This is a genomic window from Vibrio anguillarum (genome assembly GCF_003390515.1).
GTDB lineage: Bacteria > Pseudomonadota > Gammaproteobacteria > Enterobacterales > Vibrionaceae > Vibrio > Vibrio anguillarum.
This window is the reverse complement of sequence record NZ_CP031479.1, coordinates 2676766-2699998: the sequence shown is the minus strand read 5'-3', so window position 1 is coordinate 2699998 and position 23233 is coordinate 2676766. Positions and strand designations below refer to the sequence as shown.

19 protein-coding genes and 8 tRNA genes are annotated in these 23233 nt (G+C 45.2%); 25 read left to right on the top strand and 2 right to left on the bottom strand.

Going from position 1 to position 23233, the window contains the following annotated elements:
• Positions 1-119: 119 nt before the first annotated feature.
• The 21 genes from recA to luxS all read left to right on the top strand — a co-directional run bounded on the left by recA (position 120) and on the right by luxS (position 17484).
• Positions 120-1166, top strand: a complete 1047-nt coding sequence (gene recA, locus DD616_RS15435; protein WP_010320444.1) for a recombinase RecA — start codon at positions 120-122, stop codon at positions 1164-1166.
• A gap of 35 nt (positions 1167-1201) precedes the next feature.
• Positions 1202-1705, top strand: a complete 504-nt coding sequence (recX, locus tag DD616_RS15430) for a recombination regulator RecX (RefSeq protein ID WP_017047536.1) — start codon at positions 1202-1204, stop codon at positions 1703-1705.
• A gap of 121 nt (positions 1706-1826) precedes the next feature.
• Entirely contained in the window at positions 1827-4409 is a 2583-nt protein-coding gene (alaS, locus tag DD616_RS15425) for an alanine--tRNA ligase (protein ID WP_088731696.1), read from the top strand.
• Between the two features lie 205 nt (positions 4410-4614).
• On the top strand, positions 4615-5802 hold the full coding sequence (locus DD616_RS15420) for an aspartate kinase (protein ID WP_013857703.1): 1188 nt from the start codon (positions 4615-4617) through the stop codon (positions 5800-5802).
• Positions 5803-5894: 92 nt separating this feature from the next.
• Positions 5895-6092, top strand: a complete 198-nt coding sequence (gene csrA / locus DD616_RS15415) for a carbon storage regulator CsrA (RefSeq protein ID WP_010320440.1) — start codon at positions 5895-5897, stop codon at positions 6090-6092.
• 186 nt (positions 6093-6278) lie between these two features.
• Positions 6279-6371, top strand: a tRNA-Ser gene (locus DD616_RS15410).
• Positions 6372-6412: 41 nt separating this feature from the next.
• Positions 6413-6489 (top strand) — tRNA-Arg (locus DD616_RS15405).
• A gap of 31 nt (positions 6490-6520) precedes the next feature.
• Positions 6521-6613: transfer RNA gene (locus DD616_RS15400), tRNA-Ser, on the top strand.
• Positions 6614-6679: 66 nt separating this feature from the next.
• A tRNA-Arg gene (locus DD616_RS15395) sits at positions 6680-6756 on the top strand.
• A 36-nt stretch (positions 6757-6792) separates the two neighbouring features.
• A tRNA-Arg gene (locus tag DD616_RS15390) sits at positions 6793-6869 on the top strand.
• A gap of 66 nt (positions 6870-6935) precedes the next feature.
• A tRNA-Arg gene (locus tag DD616_RS15385) sits at positions 6936-7012 on the top strand.
• A gap of 36 nt (positions 7013-7048) precedes the next feature.
• Positions 7049-7125: transfer RNA gene (locus DD616_RS15380), tRNA-Arg, on the top strand.
• Positions 7126-7191: 66 nt separating this feature from the next.
• Positions 7192-7268 (top strand) — tRNA-Arg (locus DD616_RS15375).
• A gap of 373 nt (positions 7269-7641) precedes the next feature.
• Positions 7642-7896 (top strand): oxaloacetate decarboxylase subunit gamma, encoded by a 255-nt coding sequence (locus DD616_RS15370; protein ID WP_026027802.1) that lies wholly within the window; start codon positions 7642-7644, stop codon positions 7894-7896.
• Positions 7897-7926: 30 nt separating this feature from the next.
• Complete coding sequence (gene oadA, locus DD616_RS15365; protein ID WP_208871889.1) at positions 7927-9705, top strand: sodium-extruding oxaloacetate decarboxylase subunit alpha; 1779 nt, start codon at positions 7927-7929, stop codon at positions 9703-9705.
• Positions 9706-9714: 9 nt separating this feature from the next.
• A complete protein-coding gene (locus tag DD616_RS15360; RefSeq protein WP_013857700.1) occupies positions 9715-10845 on the top strand; it encodes a sodium ion-translocating decarboxylase subunit beta in 1131 nt (376 codons plus the stop codon).
• Between the two features lie 117 nt (positions 10846-10962).
• Complete coding sequence (locus DD616_RS15355) at positions 10963-11913, top strand: NADP-dependent oxidoreductase (protein WP_013857699.1); 951 nt, start codon at positions 10963-10965, stop codon at positions 11911-11913.
• Positions 11907-12368 (top strand): YqaA family protein, encoded by a 462-nt coding sequence (locus DD616_RS15350; protein WP_013857698.1) that lies wholly within the window; start codon positions 11907-11909, stop codon positions 12366-12368. The genes DD616_RS15355 and DD616_RS15350 overlap by 7 nt, the downstream gene beginning before the upstream one ends.
• A gap of 9 nt (positions 12369-12377) precedes the next feature.
• Complete coding sequence (locus DD616_RS15345) at positions 12378-15233, top strand: M16 family metallopeptidase (RefSeq protein WP_208871888.1); 2856 nt, start codon at positions 12378-12380, stop codon at positions 15231-15233.
• 102 nt (positions 15234-15335) lie between these two features.
• Positions 15336-16901 (top strand): glutamate--cysteine ligase, encoded by a 1566-nt coding sequence (gene gshA, locus DD616_RS15340; RefSeq protein WP_208872333.1) that lies wholly within the window; start codon positions 15336-15338, stop codon positions 16899-16901.
• A 64-nt stretch (positions 16902-16965) separates the two neighbouring features.
• Positions 16966-17484 carry an S-ribosylhomocysteine lyase gene (gene luxS / locus DD616_RS15335; protein ID WP_010319518.1) on the top strand — a complete coding sequence of 173 codons (519 nt, stop codon included), beginning with the start codon at positions 16966-16968 and terminating at the stop codon, positions 17482-17484.
• Between the two features lie 83 nt (positions 17485-17567).
• Here the strand turns inward: luxS and DD616_RS15330 are convergent, their stop codons facing one another.
• On the bottom strand, positions 17568-18842 hold the full coding sequence (locus DD616_RS15330; RefSeq protein ID WP_017046996.1) for an HlyC/CorC family transporter: 1275 nt from the start codon (positions 18840-18842) through the stop codon (positions 17568-17570).
• A gap of 83 nt (positions 18843-18925) precedes the next feature.
• Positions 18926-19720: a cytochrome C assembly family protein gene (locus DD616_RS15325; protein WP_026027563.1), complete on the bottom strand. Its 795-nt coding sequence runs from the start codon at positions 19718-19720 to the stop codon at positions 18926-18928.
• A 305-nt stretch (positions 19721-20025) separates the two neighbouring features.
• Here DD616_RS15325 and ffh point away from each other — a divergent pair, with 305 nt between their 5' ends.
• The 4 genes from ffh (at position 20026) to trmD (ending at position 23229) form a co-directional block, all read left to right on the top strand.
• A complete protein-coding gene (ffh, locus tag DD616_RS15320) occupies positions 20026-21408 on the top strand; it encodes a signal recognition particle protein (RefSeq protein ID WP_019281904.1) in 1383 nt (460 codons plus the stop codon).
• A 214-nt stretch (positions 21409-21622) separates the two neighbouring features.
• Positions 21623-21871, top strand: coding sequence for a 30S ribosomal protein S16 (rpsP, locus tag DD616_RS15315; RefSeq protein WP_010319522.1), 249 nt, complete (start codon positions 21623-21625; stop codon positions 21869-21871).
• A 29-nt stretch (positions 21872-21900) separates the two neighbouring features.
• Positions 21901-22455 (top strand): ribosome maturation factor RimM, encoded by a 555-nt coding sequence (gene rimM / locus DD616_RS15310; protein ID WP_013857691.1) that lies wholly within the window; start codon positions 21901-21903, stop codon positions 22453-22455.
• A 27-nt stretch (positions 22456-22482) separates the two neighbouring features.
• On the top strand, positions 22483-23229 hold the full coding sequence (trmD, locus tag DD616_RS15305) for a tRNA (guanosine(37)-N1)-methyltransferase TrmD (RefSeq protein ID WP_208871887.1): 747 nt from the start codon (positions 22483-22485) through the stop codon (positions 23227-23229).
• Positions 23230-23233: the final 4 nt, after the last annotated feature.

Below are 23233 nucleotides of genomic sequence, written 5' to 3'. Positions count from 1 at the left end.
TTTTCGACACAGCTATAGACACTGTATGAATCAACAGTATAATTAACCCCAATTGGCGACTAAAGAGTCGATAAAAAATTTAACGAGCCGCTACCCACAGCGACAGTTTGGAGAAAGTAATGGACGAAAATAAGCAGAAGGCGCTAGCCGCAGCACTGGGTCAAATTGAAAAGCAATTTGGTAAAGGTTCGATCATGCGCCTTGGTGACAACCGTACAATGGATGTTGAAACCATTTCTACCGGTTCACTTTCTTTAGATATTGCATTGGGTGCTGGCGGTTTACCAATGGGACGTATCGTTGAAGTCTACGGCCCTGAATCATCAGGAAAAACAACGTTAACGCTGGAATTGATCGCAGCAGCACAACGAGTGGGTAAAACCTGTGCTTTTATCGATGCAGAACATGCCCTTGACCCAATTTATGCTAAAAAACTGGGTGTAAACATCGATGAGCTGTTGGTTTCACAACCTGATACGGGCGAACAAGCGCTTGAAATTTGTGATGCCTTGGCCCGTTCTGGTGCCATTGATGTTATCGTCATTGACTCTGTGGCTGCACTGACACCAAAAGCTGAAATTGAAGGTGAAATGGGCGATAGCCACATGGGCTTGCAAGCACGTATGCTTTCTCAAGCGATGCGTAAGTTAACGGGTAACCTAAAACAGTCCAACTGCATGTGTATCTTCATCAACCAGATCCGTATGAAAATTGGTGTGATGTTTGGTAACCCTGAAACCACAACAGGTGGTAATGCCCTTAAATTCTATGCTTCAGTTCGTTTAGATATTCGTCGTACAGGCTCTATCAAAGAGGGTGACGAAGTCGTGGGTAATGAAACGCGTATTAAAGTGGTTAAGAACAAAATCGCGGCTCCCTTTAAACAAGCGGATACTCAAATTCTTTACGGACAAGGTTTTAACCGTGAAGGTGAATTGGTTGATCTTGGCGTGAAACATAAATTGGTTGAGAAAGCGGGTGCTTGGTATAGCTATAACGGTGATAAAATTGGTCAAGGTAAAGCAAACGCCTGTAAATTCTTGAGAGAGAATCCAGCCGCCGCCATGGCTCTTGATACTAAGTTACGTGAAATGCTGCTCAATCCAGCCGAGTTAATTGTTGAAGAACCTATTTTGAGCGAAATGCCTCAAGAAGAAGAGTTGTAATCTTCTCCACGTTTATATTTCAACAAAGCCCTGCAATGCAGGGCTTTGTTTTATCCATGACCAATAGGGACAGTATGTATTCCTCTAAATTCAAATCGACGTTATCGTGCAAAGAATGCGCATTGCAATTACTGAGTCGGCGAGATCACAGCGAGCATGAGCTACAGCAAAAGCTCATGAGTAAAGGGTATGATGCGGAAATTATCGTTCAAACAATGAGTTACTGCCTTGAGAACCATTATTTGGATGAACTGCGCTATGCCGCAAGTCAAATAAGACAACATGTCACTAAAGGTCATGGTGAGCGGCGTATTCGACAAGAGCTGAGCCAAAAAAGAGTCAGTAGCGATGATATTGAAACCGCTTTACATCAAGAGCCTCAAGATTGGTTTGAATTGGCAAAAGCGGTGGCTGAAAAAAAATTCAGAGAACCTGCGGAAAAAGGTTCAAAAGAACATGCCAAACAAGTGCGTTTTTTGCAGTATCGAGGTTTTAGCTTCGAGCAAATTAGCTACGCTTTATCATCATCGGAAGCTTAACTCTTCGTCTGATCCGCAATTTATTTCCTGCCATGCCTTTTCTATAAGAAAACTAGTCGAACTCTTGTCCATGCTTTACAATAACGCAAAATTCTAACTTGAGTATTTCAGGAAGAGCTGCATGTTTATGAGCACTGATGAGGTTCGCCGCGCGTTCCTCTCGTTCTTTGAAAGTAAAGGACACCAAATTGTTGATAGTTCATCATTAGTCCCCGCTAATGACCCAACCCTGTTGTTCACAAATGCAGGAATGAACCAATTTAAAGATTGTTTTCTTGGTTTAGAAAAGCGTGCTTATACACGTGCAACAACGGCGCAACGTTGTGTGCGAGCTGGTGGTAAGCATAACGATCTGGAAAACGTTGGTTTTACCGCTCGTCACCATACCTTTTTTGAAATGTTGGGTAACTTCAGCTTTGGTGATTACTTCAAAGAAGACGCTATTGCATACGCGTGGGAGTTTCTTACTGTAACACTCAAGTTGCCCGCTGATCGTCTACTGGTTACCGTGTATGAAACCGATGATGAAGCATTTGATATCTGGAATAAAAAAGTAGGCATTCCGGCTGAGCGCATTATTCGCATTGGCGATAAACCGGGTGGTAAAGCTTATGAGTCAGACAACTTCTGGCAAATGGGTGATACGGGTCCGTGTGGTCCTTGTACTGAAATTTTCTATGATCATGGCGATCATATCTGGGGTGGTCCTCCAGGTTCTGCAGAGGAAGATGGCGATCGTTTCATTGAAATTTGGAACAACGTCTTCATGCAGTTTAACCGTCATGCCGATGGCACGATGGAGCCACTTCCAAAACCTTCCGTTGATACCGGTATGGGTATTGAACGTATTTCTGCGATCATGCAGGGTGTTCACTCAAACTATGAAATTGATGTGTTTCAAGCCTTGATTAAAGCCGCCGCTGATGTAACGGGTTATGACGATCTTTCCAATCAATCGCTACGCGTTGTTGCTGATCACATCCGTTCTTGTGCTTTCTTGATTGTGGATGGTGTGATGCCATCGAATGAAGGCCGTGGCTATGTACTGCGTCGGATTATTCGTCGAGCGGTGCGTCATGGTAATAAATTGGGCGCACAAGGTGCCTTCTTCCACAAACTGGTTGGCCCATTAGCACAAGTGATGGGAACGGCTGGTGAAGAACTGAAAAAGCAGCAAGCGCTTGTAGAAAAAGTGCTGCGCATTGAAGAAGAGAACTTCGGTCGCACTCTTGAACGCGGTATGGCGATCCTCAATGATGCACTCGATAATTTAGAGGGTAGCGTACTGGATGGTGAAACTGTCTTTAAACTTTACGATACCTACGGTTTTCCGGCTGATTTAACTAATGATGTTGCACGTGAACGTGAGCTGACCATTGACGAACAAGGTTTCGAAAAAGCGATGGAAGAGCAGCGTCAACGAGCGCGTGAAGCGGGCCAATTTGGCACTGACTACAATGCAATCATTAAAGTTGATACCAATACCGCTTTCTGTGGCTACAGCGCGACACAAGGCGAGAGCCGCATTGCCGCTATGTTTGTTGACGGCAATGAAGTTGACACTCTATCTGCGGGTGATAAAGCGATTTTGATCTTGGGTGAAACACCTTTCTACGCTGAATCCGGTGGTCAATGTGGTGATGCAGGTGTTATTCAAACGGCCACGGGCTTGTTTAAAGTTGAAGATACACAAAAACTCGGCAACGCCATTGCTCATCACGGTGAACTTATCGAGGGCGTACTCGCCAAAGGCGATGAAGTGAAAGCCATTGTTGATGCTAAGCGCCGCGCTGCAATTTCACTGAACCACTCTGCCACACATTTGTTGCATGCTGCACTTCGCCAAGTATTAGGTTCGCACGTGGCGCAAAAAGGCTCATTGGTAAAAGCGGAAAGCTTGCGTTTTGACTTCTCTCATTTAGAAGCAATGACGCCCGTAGAGCTAAAAGAAGTGGAACGCCTAGTGAACGCGCAAATTCGCCGTAACCACACGATTGAAACCAATATCATGGACATCGAATCGGCAAAAGCCAAAGGTGCTATGGCACTGTTTGGTGAAAAGTACGACGATGAAGTTCGTGTATTGTCGATGGGTGATTTCTCAACCGAACTGTGTGGTGGTATTCACGCAAGTAACACCGGTGACATCGGCCTATTCAAAATAGTTTCTGAAGGCGGTATTGCCGCTGGCATTCGTCGTATTGAAGCGGTTACGGGTGAAGGCGCGCTGGATCTATTGGATCAACAGCAGGCTCAATATGAAGTCAAAGTGGCTGAAATGGCGGCTAAAGCGAAATCTTTGGAAAAAGAGTTGCAGCAGTTAAAAGATAAGCTTGCAGCGAAAGAAAGTGCCAATCTGATCAGCAATGTAAAAGAAATTGCGGGTGTGAAAGTGCTAGTTGCTCAACTTAATGGCGCTGATAACAAAGCGCTGCGTGGTATGGTTGATGAGCTAAAAAATCAGTTAGGCAGTGGCATTATCATGCTGGGTAATGTGGCTGATGATAAAGTGGGTTTGATTGCGGGTGTGACCAAAGATCTTACCGCTAAAGTTAAAGCAGGGGAGCTGGTCAATATGGTTGCCTTGCAAGTGGGTGGTAAAGGTGGCGGCCGTCCGGATATGGCTCAAGCGGGAGGTACGGATGTTAATGCCTTGCCTAGCGCTTTAGCTTCCGTAGATGCTTGGATTGCTGAGCATCTATAAACCGCTGTAATAAGTCACGCTCAATCACTGTTTTTTGATTGGGCGTAATTTTATTTACCAAACCAAGTGGTCTAATTGGCGCAATAGGATACGAGCCAGTTATCTGCTTGGTTTTGTTTTTGTAACTACTGAATCGATACTCAACATAGTGCTCTGCTTTCGATTTGGTCCTAATGAGACTTTGGTCTTGGGAAGGTGAAGATAGGTGAAAAAGCCCCTTATCGTGCAAAAGTTTGGCGGAACCTCGGTGGGTTCAATAGAACGAATCCATACCGTCGCTGAACACATCATTAAGGCGAAGAATGATGGTAATCAAGTGGTTGTAGTTGTTTCTGCAATGTCAGGAGAAACCAATCGACTGTTGGGCTTAGCACAACAAATCGATAGTGTACCAACTGCAAGGGAACTTGATGTTTTGCTCTCTGCTGGTGAGCAAGTGTCTATGGCGCTATTAGCGATGACACTCAATAAATTAGGCTATTCAGCTCGCTCACTAACCGGAGCTCAAGCGAACATTGTGACCGATAATCAACACAATGACGCGACGATTAAAATGATTGATACTCGAACGATTACCGAGTTGCTGGCACAAGATCATATTGTGGTGGTAGCGGGTTTTCAGGGTGTGAATGAGAATGGGGATATCACCACTTTAGGACGTGGAGGTTCTGACACTAGTGCTGTGACGCTAGCGGGAGCTCTTAAAGCCGATGAGTGTCAAATATTCACTGATGTGGATGGCGTTTACACATGTGATCCACGTGTGGTTGCAACGGCTCAAAAATTAGAGATCGTTGATTTCCCGTCAATGGAAGAAATGGCACGTAAAGGCGCTAAAGTTCTGCATTTACCTTGTGTGCAATATGCGTGGGAAAATGAAGTTCCTTTACGCGTATTGTCTACTTTTGATGTAAACGCAGGCAGTCTAATCAAAGGTGAGCAGTGTCATAAAGCAGTATGTGGCATTGCGATTCAACGCGACATGGCGCTTATTACTGTGCAACATGATCATTTCCCGAGTTTAGCCAAGCAGTGCCAAATGCTCGGTGTGGAAGTGTGGAGTGTGATCGAAGAGGCAGAATGGACAGGTGTCATTATAAAACGAGACGCTTGTGCTAAATTAGCTCTGGTTTTCAATGACAAAATCCGTAATAGTGAACCCGTTAGTTTATTGACCACGGTAGGTTTACTAGCTCAGGAATTAGTTGAACGCTCATGTGAATTACTTGCAGAACAAGGGATCGAAGTGAGTTCCCTTTCGGTTGATAAACAATCGTTAATGCTAGTTATGCAGCCACAACATGTTGATAAGGCAGCCAATATTTTACATGAGGCCTATATAACGTCAGATGAGCTATTAGCTTTTCACCTAAAACATGTCTCTTTAGGGTGAGAGCGCACTAATAGATAGTTTACGAAAATATAACTTTTAGTGGATAATAGCGCAGTTGCAATATAATACAGAGATTACTCAAGGAGCAAAGAATGCTAATTTTGACTCGCCGCGTTGGCGAAACACTAATGATCGGTGATGAAGTGACAGTAACAGTTCTTGGTGTAAAAGGTAACCAAGTGCGTATCGGTGTGAATGCACCGAAAGAGGTTTCTGTCCACCGTGAAGAAATCTACATGCGCATTCAAGCTGAAAAAGGTAATGGTAGTGTTGCACCTAGCAACTACTAATTATCACAAGGAAGGCTAGCGAATTTTGCTGGCCTTTTTTATGCTTTGAAGTCACTGATATGACAGAAAAGTTTAATTTCACAGCGCTTTGATTAAATAGCCAACGGTTGATTTGATTTTTGTCGCTTTTACCAAGAAAGTGTTTGACATATTTTTGGTAAAAAGTAATATGTGCCTCCGCAAGACGGTGAGGTGGCCGAGAGGCCGAAGGCGCTCCCCTGCTAAGGGAGTATACGGTTTATAGCCGTATCGAGGGTTCGAATCCCTCCCTCACCGCCATTCTTGCTTATTTGGTTTAGCATCCAAATAAAGAACAATGTGCGTCCTTAGCTCAGCTGGATAGAGTACCTGGCTACGAACCAGGCGGTCGGAGGTTCGAATCCTCCAGGACGCGCCATATTCTTTCGTAAGATTGAATGTGAAAATGCGGTGAGGTGGCCGAGAGGCCGAAGGCGCTCCCCTGCTAAGGGAGTATACGGTTTATAGCCGTATCGAGGGTTCGAATCCCTCCCTCACCGCCATTTATTGACCATGAGTCAATTTTTTTGTTCAGAAATAAAATTTTTGTGATGTAATTCACATCTTGCGCGCTCATAGCTCAGCTGGATAGAGTACCTGGCTACGAACCAGGCGGTCGGAGGTTCGAATCCTCCTGAGCGCGCCACTTATTGAAAGTTAGTGATACTGTCATTAACTCTGCGCGTCCTTAGCTCAGCTGGATAGAGTACCTGGCTACGAACCAGGCGGTCGGAGGTTCGAATCCTCCAGGACGCGCCACTTATTCAAAGGGTCATTGACCCTGATATTGTTAACGATCATCGCTGATTAATATCAAAACTTTGCGCGCTCATAGCTCAGCTGGATAGAGTACCTGGCTACGAACCAGGCGGTCGGAGGTTCGAATCCTCCTGAGCGCGCCACTTATTTAAAGTTAGTGATACTGTCATTAACTCTGCGCGTCCTTAGCTCAGCTGGATAGAGTACCTGGCTACGAACCAGGCGGTCGGAGGTTCGAATCCTCCAGGACGCGCCACTTATTCAAAGGGTCATTGACCCTGATATTGTTAACGATTATCGCTGATTAATATCAAAACCTTGCGCGCTCATAGCTCAGCTGGATAGAGTACCTGGCTACGAACCAGGCGGTCGGAGGTTCGAATCCTCCTGAGCGCGCCATTTATTAAGAAGCCTCGCATTGTGCGGGGCTTTTTTTATGTTGGTTTTTTGTTGCTATTTTGTTAAATTGAAAATGGCAACTATTTGTTTTATCTTGTTAATCTGCAATGTTTTAACTCCCTCTCAGTATCTGCATCATTTTTTGATTAACGTAGCCGTATTGGCTAGTTAAATGCCCTTCTTAATAGAGAAAATTCAGAGTTTTGTGATTTGTGTGAGTAATTGTTCGCCGATTTTGTGTGTTATCTACAAGAGTCCCTTAAACAAAATTGACAATTATTAACCAATCGAGATAATCCTAGTCCACTTGCCAAGATCGCATTTGTAAAAATGCGTAGCAATTGTTGTCAGGATGACACAGAAAGGAAGCAACATGACTACTATTGGAAGCCTATTAGTTGACGCCGCCACCCTTATGATTACGGGGATGGCTGTAGTCTTTATTTTTCTAACTATTCTCGTTTATCTCGTTCGGTTAATGTCAACCTTGGTACCGGAAGAAGTACCACAACCGATCGCAGCGCCGATTCCACATCGAAAAGTTCAACCAAACCCTTCAGCTGTGAGCCCGCAAATTGTGGCGGCAATTTCTGCAGCAGTGCATCAGCACCGCGCATTAGCTAAATAGCATAGAAAGGATGAAAAGGAGTTTATGAGCATGTCTAAACCACTAGCTATTACGGATGTGGTCCTTCGTGATGCCCATCAGTCACTATTTGCCACGCGCATGCGTATCGAAGACATGCTGCCTATTGCAGCAGAGCTCGATAAGATCGGTTATTGGTCACTGGAAACTTGGGGAGGAGCAACGTTTGATGCTTGTATCCGTTTTCTCGGTGAAGATCCATGGGAGCGTTTACGTTCGCTTAAGCAAGCGATGCCCAATACCCCAATGCAAATGTTGCTACGCGGCCAGAATTTACTAGGCTATCGCCACTATGCTGACGATGTTGTTGAAAAGTTTGTCGAACGAGCTCACGCGAATGGTATGGATGTTTTCCGTATTTTTGATGCGATGAATGATGTTCGCAATTTTGAAAAAGCGGTTAAAGCGACAATTGATGTTGGCGCACACGCGCAGGGTACACTGTCTTACACCACTAGCCCTGTTCATAATTCAGATACTTGGGTTGATCTTGCCAAGCGGTTGGAAGATCTCGGCTGCCACTCTTTGTGTATTAAAGATATGTCTGGGTTGCTCAAGCCGTATGAAGCTGAAGATCTGATTACCCGTATTAAATCCTCTTGTGCCGTACCTTTAGCGCTGCACAGCCATGCAACGACTGGTCTTTCAGCGGCAACAGCCGTTAAAGCGGTAGAAGCTGGTATCGATATTTTGGATACCGCTATCTCGTCAATGAGCCAAACTTACGGGCACACACCAACCGAAACAGTGGTCGCTATGCTTGAAGGAACCGAGCGTGATACGGGTCTGAGCCTGACACAGCTTGAACCGATTGCCACTTATTTTCGTGAAGTGCGTAAGAAATACGCTAAATGGGAAGGGCAGTTAAAAGGTGTCGATTCTCGTATTCTTATTGCGCAGGTTCCTGGTGGTATGTTGACTAATATGGAAGGTCAACTAAAAGAACAAGGAGCGGCCGATCGCCTTGATGAGGTTCTTGAAGAGATCCCTCGTGTGCGAAAAGATTTAGGTTTCATTCCCCTTGTGACTCCAACATCTCAAATCGTGGGAACACAAGCGGTGATCAACGTCCTTACTGGTGAGCGCTATAAGAGCATCACGAAAGAAACTGCAGGGGTATTAAAAGGTGAATACGGTGCAACGCCTGCGCCAGTGAATGCTGAGTTGCAAGCCAAGGTGTTGGGTAACCTTACGCCGATCACTTGCCGTCCAGCCGATTTGTTGGATGCAGAAATGGTCGTGTTGACCACTGAATTGCTCGAAAAGGCAAAAGCAGAGGGAATTTCATTAGCGGCAGATACGGTGGATGATGTTCTGACTTACGCATTGTTCCCACAAGTCGGTTTGAAGTTCTTGAAAAATCGTCACAATCCGGATGCATTTGAGCCTGCGCCAACCTTGGAGTCAGCCAAACCTACACCTGCTACCGTTGTGACAAAAGGTGGTATTGAAACCTACAGTGTTAAAGTGGATGGGCAAATTTACACGGTTGAAGTGGGGCCAGAAGGCCAGCTTAGCTCGATTTCTGCCAGCCAGTCTCAAGCAGCACAGTCACCAAGCGTGCCAGCAAGTAACAATGCAGAAGCCGTTCCTTCACCACTCGCTGGCAACATTTTTAAAGTGAATGTTCAAGCTGGTTCTGAGGTGTTAGAAGGGGATGTGTTAGTGATTCTGGAAGCGATGAAGATGGAAACCGAGATCCGTGCGGCACGTGGCGGTATTGTTCAAGATCTTCATGTCAAAGAGGGTGATGCTGTGACTGTTGGTGCACTATTGCTGAGCTTAGCGTAAGGGAGAACCATGGACGGATTACTGACCTTATGGTCTGAAACAGGGATCGCTAATTTTCAGCTAGGCCAAATCTGCATGATTTTGGTCGGTTGTTTACTGCTGTTTTTGGCTATTCGCAAAGGCTTTGAGCCATTGCTGTTATTGCCGATCGGCTTTGGTGCGATTTTAGCGAATATTCCGAATGCGGGTTTTACCGAACCCGGCGGTCTGCTTTATTACGTTTATCATGTTGGTATTGAGACGGGCGTTTTTCCACTGCTGATTTTTATGGGCGTGGGCGCGATGACCGATTTCGGGGCGTTGATTGCAAACCCTAAAACGTTATGGCTAGGTGCGGCCGCTCAGTTTGGTATTTTCGCCACCCTGTTTGGTGCGATATTACTCAACTATGTACCGGGTATGGAATTTACCATGGCCGATGCTGCGTCCATCGCCATCATTGGTGGAGCCGATGGCCCAACCGCTATTTTCCTTGCCAGTAAATTATCGCCGGATTTATTAGGTGCAATCGCTGTGGCGGCTTATAGCTATATGGCATTAGTCCCTATCATTCAGCCACCGATTATGAAGGCACTCACAACACCTGAAGAGCGAAAAATCAAAATGGCTCAGCTACGCCACGTTGGGAAGACAGAAAAAATACTGTTTCCTTTGGCGGTGCTATTGATGACGATTCTATTTTTACCGTCAGCAACGCCATTAGTGGGTATGTTCTGTCTAGGTAATTTAATGCGTGAATCGGGTGTGGTTGAGCGTCTATCCAAGACAGCGCAAAATGAACTGATCAACATCGTTACTATCTTCTTAGGCTTAGGCGTTGGTTCTAAACTGCAGGCTGATAAGTTTTTGAACTTGGAAACATTAGGTATTTTGGCGCTCGGTGCTATTGCTTTCAGTATTGGTACGGCTGGTGGTGTGTTGATGGCGAAAGTGCTTAATAAATTCTCGAAAGAGGATATTAATCCTCTTATTGGCGCTGCTGGTGTGTCTGCGGTACCGATGGCGGCGCGAGTAGTGAACAAAGTGGGGCTTGAAGCTAATCCACAGAACTTCTTACTGATGCACGCCATGGGGCCAAATGTAGCAGGTGTACTGGGCTCTGCTGTTGCAGCAGGCGTTTTGCTTGCTCTTGTTGGCTAAGCCTAGACGAGCTGATGGTTATTTTGCGAGCTAAAGATTAACTAGAAGCAATAAAATGGTATATATTCAAAGGGATGCTGAGGCATCCCTTTCTTTTTATCAATAGGGAAGTTTGACATGGATAATAAACAGATCGCAATTACTGAGTTTGGTGGACCAGAGGTGCTCGTTATTCAAACCAGTGACGTTCCTCAACCTAAGGCTGGCGAAGTGTTAATGAAAGTGGCTTTTGCTGGTGTAAACCCTATTGATGTAAAAACTCGGGCGGGTCTGGGGTGGGCTGCAGCGCAAAACAAAGATAAGCTGCCATGGGTGCCAGGTTACGATATTTCTGGACAAGTTGTTGAGGTGGGGGAAGATAATCGCCGCTTTCAAATTGGAGATAATGTGGCGGGCTTTGTTGGGTTTCCGTTGCGTGGCGGCGGTTACAGCCAATACCTGTGTGTGGCAGAAAGCGAACTCAGTCTTGTTCCTGATGCTGTGACCTTAGAAGCAGCAGCGGTGCTGCCACTGGCAGGGCAAACGGCGGCGCAAGCCCTAAATAAAGCGCAAGTGAAAGAGGGGGATCGCGTATTGATCCTCGCGGGCGCTGGTGGTGTCGGGCACTTAGCGGTACAAATTGCTTTAGCAGCAAAAGCCGAAGTGTATACCACGTGCAGCGAACAAAATTTGGATTATTTAGCGACTCTTGGTGCTCATGCGATTAATTACAATTTTGCTCCTGCTTCACAGCGTTTAGAAGAAGTGGATGTGCTGATTGATTTAGTCGGGGGTGATGCGGCTCTCGACGCTTTGAAATGCTTGAAAGATCATGCGCGTGTCGTTACTGTTCCGACTCTAAGTGCTGAGCTTATTTGTGAAAAAGCAAAATTACTTGGTTTTGAAGCTACAGGCATGTTAGTTGATCCTAATCCTGAACAGCTTGATACCATGCTTTATATGGTCAGCGTTGGCTTATTGAAAACGGAAATTCAAGCTGTTTATCCGATGGCGGAAGTGGCTGCGGCTCATCAACAGATTGAAACAGGCCATACTCGAGGCAAAGTTCTTCTTGATATGAAATGTTAGACATTTTTAGCACCTATTTGGAACCGCTCTCGTATTGGTTTGCTGGCTCTGCTCTGTGGGTGCTTTTTTTTAGTGGTTTTCTCAGTGCTACCTTATTACCGGGAAGCTCAGAAGCGAGTTTATTCGCCACATTAAGCCTGAATCAATTTCCCGTATTTTGGGTTATCGCCGTTGCAAGCGCTGGCAATACCCTCGGCGGTCTGACCAACTATTGGCTCGGTATCTGGTTGCCTAATCGAACTGAAAGCGAAAAGCACGGTCATAAAGCGTTAGCTTGGCTCAATAAATATGGTTATTGGGCTCTCTTATTTAGTTGGCTACCTGTGGTGGGTGATGTGCTTTGTTTGGCCGCAGGTTGGCTACGCATGAAATTTTTACCTACTTTTGTCATTATTTTGATCGGCAAAGCACTGCGTTACATCATGCTTGCCGCTGTATTCTATGGTTTTTTCTAAGGAGCTGTTATGAGAAAAATTTGGCTAGGTGCCCTTTCTCTTATTGCCATTTATGGCTGTTCATCAACGGTCGCACCTATCGCTTTTTTTTCATCATTACCGAAAGGGGTTACGCTGATTGAGCAAGTGGATGCCCAACCAGAAAAAGTGATGATCCCTTATGCAAAATATCAGCTCGATAATGGTCTTACTGTCGTGCTCTCACCGGATCACTCAGATCCTTTAGTGCATGTCGATGTCACTTATCATGTCGGTTCGGCACGTGAAGAGGTTGGAAAATCAGGGTTTGCTCATTTCTTTGAACACATGATGTTTCAAGGAACGGAGCACGTTGGCGATCAAGAACATTTTCGTTTGATCACCGAAGCGGGAGGAACCATGAATGGGAGTACCAACCGTGACCGTACTAATTATTACCAAACCGTGCCTTCAAATCAGCTAGAAAAAGTGTTGTGGCTCGAATCTGATCGGATGGGATTTTTACTCAACGCGGTTTCTCAACGTAAATTTGAGATCCAACGTGACACAGTAAAAAACGAACGCGCACAAAACTACGACAACCGCCCCTATGGCTTGATGTGGGAAAAAATGGCGGAGGCGATGTATGCCGAAGGACACCCTTATTCATGGCAAACCATTGGTTATGTCGAAGATCTTGACCGAGTGGACGTCAACGATCTTAAAGCGTTTTTCTTACGTTGGTATGGGCCGAATAATGCAGTGCTGACCATTGGTGGTGATATTGATGTTCAGCAAACACTTGAATGGGTTAATCAATATTTTGGCACCATACCGGCAGGCCCAGCCGTTGATAACGCACCTAAACAGCCGGCCCAGTTGGCGCAAGATCGTTTCATTACCTTGGAAGATCGCATTCAGCAACCTATGGTTGTGGTGGGCTGGCCAACAGAATATCGCGGTGCTCAAAGTCAAGCCTCGTTAGATGCGCTTGCCAAAGTGTTAGGCAGCGGCACCAATAGTTATCTCTACCAAGCGTTGGTCAAAACTCAAAAAGCCGTCAATGCGGGTGCATTCCAAGATTGCGCCGAATTGGCTTGTACCTTCTATGTTTATGCCATGGCCCCTTCGGGTGAAAAAGCTCAGCTTGCTCCCTTGTATCGAGAGTTAATGCAAACACTCAGTCAGTTTGAACAGCAAGGGGTAGATCAGAGTCGACTTGATCAAATTACCGGTATGGCGGAAGCGAATGCGGTCTTTGCGCTGCAAAGCGTATCTGGAAAAGTGACGCAGCTTGCGTCCAACGAAACGTTTTATGGGCAGCCTGATCGCCTAGAGCAGCAATTAGCTCAGATTCATGCGGTCACCCCAGAGTCAATTCAACAGGCTTATCAGCGCTTCATTGCTCATCAACATAAGGTTACCTTAAGTGTTGTGCCTAAACATAAAGCCGAGCTTGCCGTTCAAAAAGCTAATTTCGTACCCCCTAAAAGAGTGCTGCCCGAGCATCAAACGATAACCGAAGATCAATTGGCTTATCGCCAGGTTGAAGATCCATTTGATCGCTCAATCATGCCTTCTGTGGCAAAAGGTGTGAAAGCACAAATGCCGACACTGTATGAACTCTATTTTGATAACGGTATTGAGTTATTAGCCACACAAACCAGCGAAACGCCGACCGTGCTAATTAATATCAATTTACCAGCAGGGGAGCGACATGCCGCGCGTGGCAAAGAAGGGTTAGCTAATTTAACCGCGGCGCTACTTGAAGAAGGCTCAACTCGACGCTCAGTAGAAGCGATTCAAGCTCAACTCGACACGTTAGGTTCGACTATCAGTGTTACTGCCAATGAGTATTCGACCAGTATTATGGTCTCTAGTTTGAAGAAGAATGTTGCAGCAACATTGGATGTGGTTGAAGAAGTTTTATTTCATCCTGCTTTCAAAGAGAGTGATTTTACACGGCTGAAGCAGCAGATGCTGGAAGGGTTGGTTTATCAGCATCAAACACCGGGATGGCTTGCTTCACAAGCTACTCGTCAAGTACTGTTTGGCAACTCTATTTTTGCGCGTTCAAGTGAAGGCACTGAGCAATCACTAAACGATTTAACATTAGAAGATGTAAAACGCTTTTATGCGAAACATTACACGCCACATGGTACGCAAATCGTTGTCGTTGGCGATATTTCCAAAAAAGAGGTCGCTAAACAGTTAACCTTTTTAGGGCAGTGGCGCGGTGAAGCTTCTCCTTTGTTACGTCCCCAAGTAGTGAACCCACTGACAGAGCGGAAGATATATCTGGTTGATAAGCCTGATGCGCCGCAGAGCATCGTCCGTTTTGTGCGAAAAGGGTTGCCTTTCGATGCCACTGGCGAGCTTTTTCTCAGCCAACTGGCTAACTTCAATTTAGCGGGTAACTTTAACAGCCGCATTAATCAGAATTTGCGTGAAGATAAAGGCTACACCTATGGCGCTGGGAGTTATTTCGCGAGCAATCGAGAAGTGGGCGCTATCGTTTTCAATGCTCAAGTGCGTGCTGATGCCACTGTAGCTTCAATCGTTGAAATAGAAAAAGAGATGGCAACATTCAGTCAAAGTGGCTTAACCGACCAAGAGCTAAAATTTATGCGCCTTGCTGTCGGCCAACAAGATGCACTGACGTATGAAACACCATCACAAAAAGCGCAGTTGCTTAGTAATATTTTGACCTATAGTTTGGATGAAGATTACCTACAGCAACGAAATGAACTGGTAGAAAACGTAAAAAAATCAACGCTCAATAAACTCGCCGCTAAATGGTTTGCACCACAAGAGTATCAAATTATCGTGGTGGGTGATGCGAAAACGTTGAAGCCACAACTTGAAAAATTAGATATTCCCGTAGAAGAGCTTGAAATCATCCGCTAGAGTACACATTTATAGGGGGCAGATTGTTTGCCTCCATTCTACTCTCTTGCTGAGTTAGAGCCGCTTTCATTCGGATCATTCACCTATAAGCGAATCATTATTTTGACTAATTTTGCCGCACGACTTGAACAAGTCACTAAAAAATCAGAAGTGTTTAAGCAGTTTGGCCGAGGCGTTGAGCGTGAAACGTTACGCTATACCCCAGAAGGCTCGTTAGCTCTGACTCCTCATCCAGAAGCACTCGGCAGCGCATTAACCAACCGTTGGATCACCACTGATTTTGCGGAGTCATTGCTTGAATTTATTACACCAGTCTCTCATGACGTGCCGACTTTACTCTCACAACTGGCGGATATTCACCATTTTGCTCAAACCAAATTGGGTGACGAAAAGATGTGGCCGCTTTCTATGCCTTGTTATGTTGGCAGCGAAGATGATATCGAACTGGCGCAATATGGTTCATCGAATACGGGTAAAATGAAAACCCTTTATCGAGAAGGCTTAAAGCGTCGTTACGGCAGCTTAATGCAGATCATTTCTGGCGTGCATTTCAATTTTTCATTTCCAGAATCATTTTGGGATGCCTTGCATGGCGAGCAAACTGAATCCCAGCGTACTGAGACAAAATCGGAAGCCTATTTTGGTGTGATTCGTAATTACTACCGTTTTGGCTGGCTTATTCCCTATTTCTTTGGCGCATCACCTGCGTTATGTTCATCGTTTGTGCGCGGACGTGAAAGCCATCTGCCATTTGAAAATATTGGTAAAACGCTTTATTTGCCTCATGCTACCTCGTTGCGCCTCAGTGATTTAGGTTATACCAATAGCGCGCAAAGTGGCTTGCAAATTGGTTTTAATAGCTTGGATCAATATCTAGAAGGGTTGAATCAGGCGATCCGCACTCCATCAAAAGAGTTTGCAGAACTAGGCGTGTATGTCGATGGTGAACATCGTCAGCTCAACAGCAATGTTTTGCAGATAGAAAACGAACTCTATGCACCGATCCGTCCTAAGCGTGTGGCCAAAAATGACGAAAAGCCGTCACAAGCGTTAGAGAGAGGCGGAGTCGAATACATCGAAGTGCGTTCGTTAGACGTAAACCCGTTTAGCCCGATTGGTATTACTGAAGATCAAGTGCGTTTTCTCGATCTGTTCCTCACTTGGACAGCTCTTTCAGATTCAGATCCGATGGACAATTGTGAGCTGGCATGTTGGCGAGATAACTGGAACAAAGTGATTTTAGAAGGTCGTAAACCAGGTTTAGAGTTACAAATTGGCTGTCGCGGTGAGAAACTGACGCTGCAAGCGTGGGCGCATAATGTATTCGATGACTTACGTAAAATAGCGCAAGTAATGGATAACGCTTGTGGTGGCAACGCATACCAAGCCGTATGCGAGAAACTAAGCTCGTGGATTGATAATCCAGAATTAACCTTTTCCGCCCAACTACTTGAACAGACTAAACAGTTTGGCGGTCTAGGTAAGGTGGGTTGTGCATTAGGAACCGAATACCGACAAGCCAACCTGGCACATCACTATCAAACTTATTCTGAGTCTGTGATGGAAGAGGAAGTGCTGCGTTCTCGAGCCGCTCAGCAACAGATAGAACAACACGATACTCAAAGTTTTGAAGAATTTCTTGAAAGCTATTTTTCGTACCTAAAATGATCTCTCGATCATAATCTAACATTGATAGGCAGAGCATCGCTCTTTGCCAAATAAGGAGAAAGCAATGCCATTACTCGACAGTTTTACTGTAGATCACACTCGTATGCATGCGCCTGCGGTACGTGTGGCAAAAAATATGCAGACGCCTAAAGGGGATACAATCACCGTATTTGATCTCCGTTTTACTGCTCCAAACAAAGATATTCTTTCAGAAAAAGGGATCCACACTTTAGAACATTTATATGCTGGCTTTATGCGCGCGCACTTAAATGGTCATGATGTAGAAATCATCGACATCTCACCTATGGGCTGCCGCACAGGTTTTTACATGAGTTTGATTGGCGCGCCAACAGAAGCGCAAGTGGCGCAAGCGTGGTTAGCGGCGATGCATGATGTGCTAAAAGTAGAGAGCCAAGATCAGATCCCTGAACTAAACGAATACCAATGTGGTACAGCCTCAATGCACTCGTTAACAGAAGCTAAAGAGATTGCTCAAGCGATTATCACAGCAGGTATTGCGGTGAATAAAAATGATGAGCTTGCTTTACCTGAGTCGATGCTCAAAGAGCTGAAAGTGGATTAAAGATCGCCAGATCTGGCCCTTTAAAAACAAAAAGCTTGGCAGTGACCAAGCTTTTTTTCTTTCTTTTATGCAGTGACTGGCGATTAATGTTTTTTGGTTTTGCGTGGAAAGACTTTAACCTGCTTAATGCGGTTTTCTTCTACATCCACAATCTCCATCGCATGGCCAGAGACTTTGACACTTAAATGGCTACTTGGAATATCTTCAAGGTGCTCCAAAAGTAAACCGTTTAAGGTTCTTGGGCCCGTTGTTGGCAGTTTCCACTTCAGCCCTTTGTTAATGTCACGGATATTTGCGCTGCCATCAATCAAGAAGCTGCCATCACTTTGTGGGGTAATTTCATCGGCTAAGCTTGGTGCCATCGAGGTGGTGAATTCCCCCACAATCTCTTCGAGAATATCTTCAACAGTGATCAAGCCATTGATATCACCGTATTCATCAACGATCAGGCCAATCCGCTCTTTGTTGCGTTGGAATTTAAGTAATTGTACGTTGAGCGGTGTGCCTTCCGGGATGAAGTAGACTTCATCAGCGGCACGTAAAATCATCTCTTTATTGAACTCTTTTTTTTCCAACATCAAACGAGAAGCATCACGAAGGCGCAATATGCCCACCGCTTCATCAATTTTGTCTCGGTAAAGCACCACGCGTCCGTGTGGCGAGTGAGTTAACTGACGCACGATAGATTTCCAATCATCGTTAATATTGATACCAGTAATTTCGTTACGTGGGATCATGATGTCGTTCACCGTAACATGTTCGAGATCGAGAATGGAAAGCAGCATATCTTGGTGGCGACGAGGAATAAGACCACCCGCTTCGTTGACGACGGTTCTCAACTCTTCAGAGCTTAGATGATCCTCCGCCCCATGCTTGGCCTTAAGGCCTAGTAAGCGGATGAAACCATTGGTGATGAAGTTAATGAACATCACCAATGGTGACAATATCTTCATTAAGAAGGTCAGTAAGATGCTGCTGGCGTAAGAGACGCGTTCAGGGTAAAGCGCTGCTAATGTTTTTGGCGTCACTTCAGCAAAAACCAGAACGACCAACGTCAGCGCACCAGTGGCAATGGCCACTCCTAGATCCCCATAAAGGCGCATACCAATAATAGTGGCAATTGCAGAAGCTAAAATATTGACTAGGTTGTTGCCAATGAGGATCAAACCAATGAGGCGATCTGGACGATCAAGCAGTTTTTCAACACGCTTTGCACCTTTGTGGCCGGTATTGGCCAAGTGCTTTAAGCGGTAGCGGTTCAAAGACATCATGCCGGTTTCTGAACCTGAAAAATAAGCCGAAATTACGATGAGACCCGCGAGTAGTGCAAACAATATACCCGTTGAAATGTCGTCCAAAACGTGGTTTTTCCTTATAAATAGTGTGATTAAGTAATGATCTAATTAAATGAATGTGTCAATACGCTATCAAACGTGTTGAGTTAGCTCAAAATGATTTCTTTTACAAAACGGCTACCAAAGTAGGCCAGTGTGAGTAAGGTTGCACCAGCGACAGCAAACCAAGTCACTTTTCTACCGCGCCAACCTTTTCGGTAATGTCCCCACAACAATACAGAATAGACAACCCAAGCAATGAAAGACAAAATGCCTTTATGCGCTTTGCCTTGAGCAAACATATCACCGACAAAATCAAAACCAGTAATCAAGGTACCAGTAAGTAATACGTTACCTATCAAGATGATTTTAAACAGTTGCCTTTCTACCATCAGTAGTGGTGGCAAATTGGGGTTGATGGTTAGCATCTTCTTTTTCTTTAGCTTGTAGTCCAGCCAAGCCAATTGCAAAGCGTAGAGTGCGCCAATCGAAAGGGTTGAATACGAAAATAGTGCTAGAGAAATATGCAACAACAGTGGCGGATTGTTTTCTAAGTGAGTCATGAACATGCTGGGAAGAAATGAGGCGGCGCTGACGTTGATCGCGGCGAAGCTATACACCACCGGCAACAGAAACCACAATCGCGTTTTTAACATCGCAATGCTCATCACCAGTGAGATGATAAAGCTTATCAATGATGCCACATTGAGCATACTGAGGTTTTGCCCATTAGCGTTGAAGATTAAATCACTCAGTAACCACGCATGAAAAGCCAGCGCCAGTGCTGAACTGAACAATACTGTCTGCGCACGAATCCCAGTTTGATTAACTAAGCCTGGAATAATGGTCGCTATGGATAAAAAATACAAAATAGTGGCGACTATTGCGATTAAGTTTTCCATACTTCTTACAAAATGGTGGCTGAATTGGCGAATTATACCTTGCATCACGATAATGAGCTACGTTGGATACCGATTGATTTGACATATACCCACCTTAGTTGAGGTCATGGTGCAAATAATTAACAGGGTGAAGGCTTTTATTCGATAAATCGCAGAGATAACTCTTTTTGACCCCCCTGTTTTGGGGACCCAATGTTACGTTTACGGGTTTAAGTCGCTTATCGCGAAGCGTCAATGGGTATGACTATTAGATTGGCTAAGGTATACTGACCCCAATTAATCGCCGAACTAGCGAAGAGACAACGATGTTTGAAAATTTAACGGATCGACTATCCAAGACGCTGAAAAATATCAGCGGCAAAGGCCGTCTCACCGAAGACAATATTAAAGAAACCCTACGCGAAGTGCGCATGGCGCTGCTTGAAGCGGACGTTGCACTGCCTGTAGTGCGTGATTTTGTCGCGCGCGTTAAAGAGGGCGCAGTGGGTGTTGAGGTGTCTAAATCGCTGACACCGGGACAAGAGTTCATCAAGATTGTTCAAGCGCAGCTTGAAGCGGTAATGGGCGAATCCAACGAAGCGCTTAACCTTGCAGCCCAGCCGCCAGCAGTGATTTTAATGGCGGGTTTACAAGGGGCGGGTAAAACCACCAGTGTTGGTAAGCTTGCTAAGCTGCTTAAAGAACGTGATAAAAAGAAAGTACTGGTGGTTTCGGCTGACGTTTATCGCCCAGCGGCCATAAAACAGCTTGAAACTCTAGCTAACGATCTGGACGTTGAATTTTTTCCTTCTTCAGCCGACCAAAAACCGATTGATATCGCCAATGCGGCCATTGACCATGCGAAGAAGAAATTCTTCGATGTGCTGATTGTCGACACTGCAGGCCGTCTTGCTATTGATGAACTGATGATGGCAGAGATCCAAGATCTGCATGCGGCGATTAATCCGATTGAAACATTGTTCGTTGTGGATGCCATGACGGGGCAAGATGCCGCGAACACCGCAAAAGCCTTTGGTGATGCGCTGCCGTTAACAGGGGTTATCTTAACCAAAGTTGATGGTGATGCTCGAGGTGGTGCCGCACTTTCCGTTCGTCATATCACCGGTAAACCGATTAAATTCTTAGGGGTCGGTGAAAAAACTGACGCGCTCGAGCCTTTCCATCCTGATCGTATTGCATCACGCATATTGGGAATGGGCGATGTTCTCTCATTAATTGAAGATCTACAACGTAATGTTGATCACGAGCAAGCAGAACGCCTAGCTAAAAAATTCAAGGAAAAGAAAGGATTTGATTTAGAAGATTTCCGCGAACAGCTCGGGCAAATGCAGAATATGGGCGGCATGATGGGCATGCTCGATAAACTGCCTGGCATGGCAAACCTACCAGCGAACGTGAAAGACAAGGTCGATGATAAGATGTTCAAGCAGATGGAAGCGATCATCTGTTCGATGACCATGCACGAGCGCCAGCACCCAGACATGATAAAAGGTTCACGTAAAAAACGTATCGCGACGGGTTCTGGCACCCAAGTACAAGATGTTAACCGCTTACTGAAACAGTTCACCCAAATGCAGAAAATGATGAAAAAAATGCAGAAAGGTGGCATGAAAGGCATGATGCGTAATATGCAAGGCATGATGGGCGGAATGGGTGGCATGGGCGGCGGTGGTTTCTTTGGTCGTTAACCTAACTCATTGCGATGCTTAAAATTTACTAAAGCGTGATGTCCATCACTGCAAAAGCATAATGCTTCTGCTGGTGAAAAAATAGCTAAACCCCTTGCAAAGCCTCGGAATAAGAGTAAAATTCCGAGGCTTTATTTTGGCACGAGACCCCAGACTGTTTTTCGTAAATGGTTTTTGGGGTTAATTTTATTATTGAGAAAGCAAAGAGGACGACATGGTAACCATTCGTTTGGCACGTCACGGCGCTAAAAAGCGTCCATTTTATCAAATCGTAGTTGCGGATAGCCGTAACGCAGTAACTGGCCGTTTCATCGAGAAAGTAGGTTTCTTTAATCCTACGGCTACTGGCCAAGAAGAAGGCCTACGTGTTGATCTAGATCGCGTTAACCATTGGGTTGGTCAAGGCGCATCTCTATCTGATCGCGTAGCTAAGCTAGTAAAAGACGCTCAAAAAGCGGCTTAATTCTTACTTTTATAGAAGAACATTAGCTTATGTCGATGAAAGGTAAAGAAACAATGAGCAAAGAAAACGAAAAGATTGTTATGGGCAAGTTTGGTGCTACCTATGGCATTCGTGGCTGGCTCAAAGTTTTTTCCTACACAGACGAAGCTGAAAGTATTTTTGATTACAGCCCTTGGTTTATTAACCAAAAAGGCCAGTGGATCGAGTACAAAGTAGAGAGTTGGAAGCGCCATGGTAAGAGTATGGTGGTAAAACTTGAAGGTTTAGATGTTCGAGAAGACGCACATCTACTCACCAACTTTGAAATTGCTATTGATCCCGCATCATTACCAGAATTGTCAGCAGATGAATTCTACTGGCGTGAATTGTTCGGTATGCAAGTTATTACCACTAAGGGGTATAACCTTGGTGAGGTCACTGACCTATTAGAAACTGGCTCCAACGATGTTCTGGTTGTGAAAGCGAATTTGAAAGATGCTTTTGGCCAAAAGGAACGGTTGGTACCGTACCTTGAAGAGCAAGTGATCAAGAATGTTGATCGCGAAGCTCGACGGATCGAAGTTGACTGGGATCCGGCATTCTAACTCTAAAATTTCAGAGCGAGAGAACACATGTGGGTTGGCGTTATAAGCCTATTTCCTGAAATGTTCCGTTCTGTTACTGATTTTGGAGTAACAGGTCAAGCGGTTAAAAAAGGTTTGCTGTCTATTAAAGCTTGGAATCCTCGAGATTTCACTCATGACAAACATCGCACCGTCGATGACAGACCTTACGGTGGTGGTCCTGGAATGCTCATGATGGTTCAGCCTTTGCGCGATGCCATTCATGCAGCAAAACAAGCCGCACCGGGAAAGACGAAAGTCATTTACCTTTCTCCTCAAGGTCGAAAACTCGACCAAAAAGGAGTTGAAGAGCTGGCGACGAATGAGAACCTGGTTCTTATTTGCGGACGCTATGAAGGGGTAGATGAGCGTATCATCCAATCAGAAGTTGACGAAGAATGGTCGATTGGTGATTTTGTGATGACAGGCGGCGAACTGCCAGCCATGACGTTGATTGATTCTGTCTCTCGGTTTGTTCCGGGAGTATTAGGAGATTTCGCATCAGCAGAAGAGGATTCTTTTGCAAATGGCTTGCTAGATTGCCCGCACTATACGCGTCCTGAAGTGTTAGATGGAAAAGAAGTACCTGCGGTACTGAAATCCGGTAATCACGAGGATATTCGTCGCTGGCGGCTGAAACAGTCGTTGGGCCGAACTTGGCATAGAAGGCCAGAGCTCCTGGAAAACCTAGCTCTGACTGACGAACAGGAACTATTACTGGTTGAGTTCATTAAAGAAACTCAAATACATCAGTAACCTA

Coding starts and splice junctions, on each gene's coding strand:
- DD616_RS15360 (WP_013857700.1), top strand. CDS start 9,715: ATGGACGGATTACTGACCTTATGGTCTGAAACAGGGATCGCTAATTTT.
- recX (WP_017047536.1), top strand. CDS start 1,202: ATGCAGGGCTTTGTTTTATCCATGACCAATAGGGACAGTATGTATTCC.
- luxS (WP_010319518.1), top strand. CDS start 16,966: ATGCCATTACTCGACAGTTTTACTGTAGATCACACTCGTATGCATGCG.
- oadA (WP_208871889.1), top strand. CDS start 7,927: ATGTCTAAACCACTAGCTATTACGGATGTGGTCCTTCGTGATGCCCAT.
- DD616_RS15345 (WP_208871888.1), top strand. CDS start 12,378: ATGAGAAAAATTTGGCTAGGTGCCCTTTCTCTTATTGCCATTTATGGC.
- rpsP (WP_010319522.1), top strand. CDS start 21,623: ATGGTAACCATTCGTTTGGCACGTCACGGCGCTAAAAAGCGTCCATTT.
- rimM (WP_013857691.1), top strand. CDS start 21,901: ATGTCGATGAAAGGTAAAGAAACAATGAGCAAAGAAAACGAAAAGATT.
- ffh (WP_019281904.1), top strand. CDS start 20,026: ATGTTTGAAAATTTAACGGATCGACTATCCAAGACGCTGAAAAATATC.
- DD616_RS15355 (WP_013857699.1), top strand. CDS start 10,963: ATGGATAATAAACAGATCGCAATTACTGAGTTTGGTGGACCAGAGGTG.
- alaS (WP_088731696.1), top strand. CDS start 1,827: ATGTTTATGAGCACTGATGAGGTTCGCCGCGCGTTCCTCTCGTTCTTT.
- trmD (WP_208871887.1), top strand. CDS start 22,483: ATGTGGGTTGGCGTTATAAGCCTATTTCCTGAAATGTTCCGTTCTGTT.
- DD616_RS15325 (WP_026027563.1), bottom strand. CDS start 19,720: ATGGAAAACTTAATCGCAATAGTCGCCACTATTTTGTATTTTTTATCC.
- DD616_RS15350 (WP_013857698.1), top strand. CDS start 11,907: ATGTTAGACATTTTTAGCACCTATTTGGAACCGCTCTCGTATTGGTTT.
- recA (WP_010320444.1), top strand. CDS start 120: ATGGACGAAAATAAGCAGAAGGCGCTAGCCGCAGCACTGGGTCAAATT.
- csrA (WP_010320440.1), top strand. CDS start 5,895: ATGCTAATTTTGACTCGCCGCGTTGGCGAAACACTAATGATCGGTGAT.
- DD616_RS15370 (WP_026027802.1), top strand. CDS start 7,642: ATGACTACTATTGGAAGCCTATTAGTTGACGCCGCCACCCTTATGATT.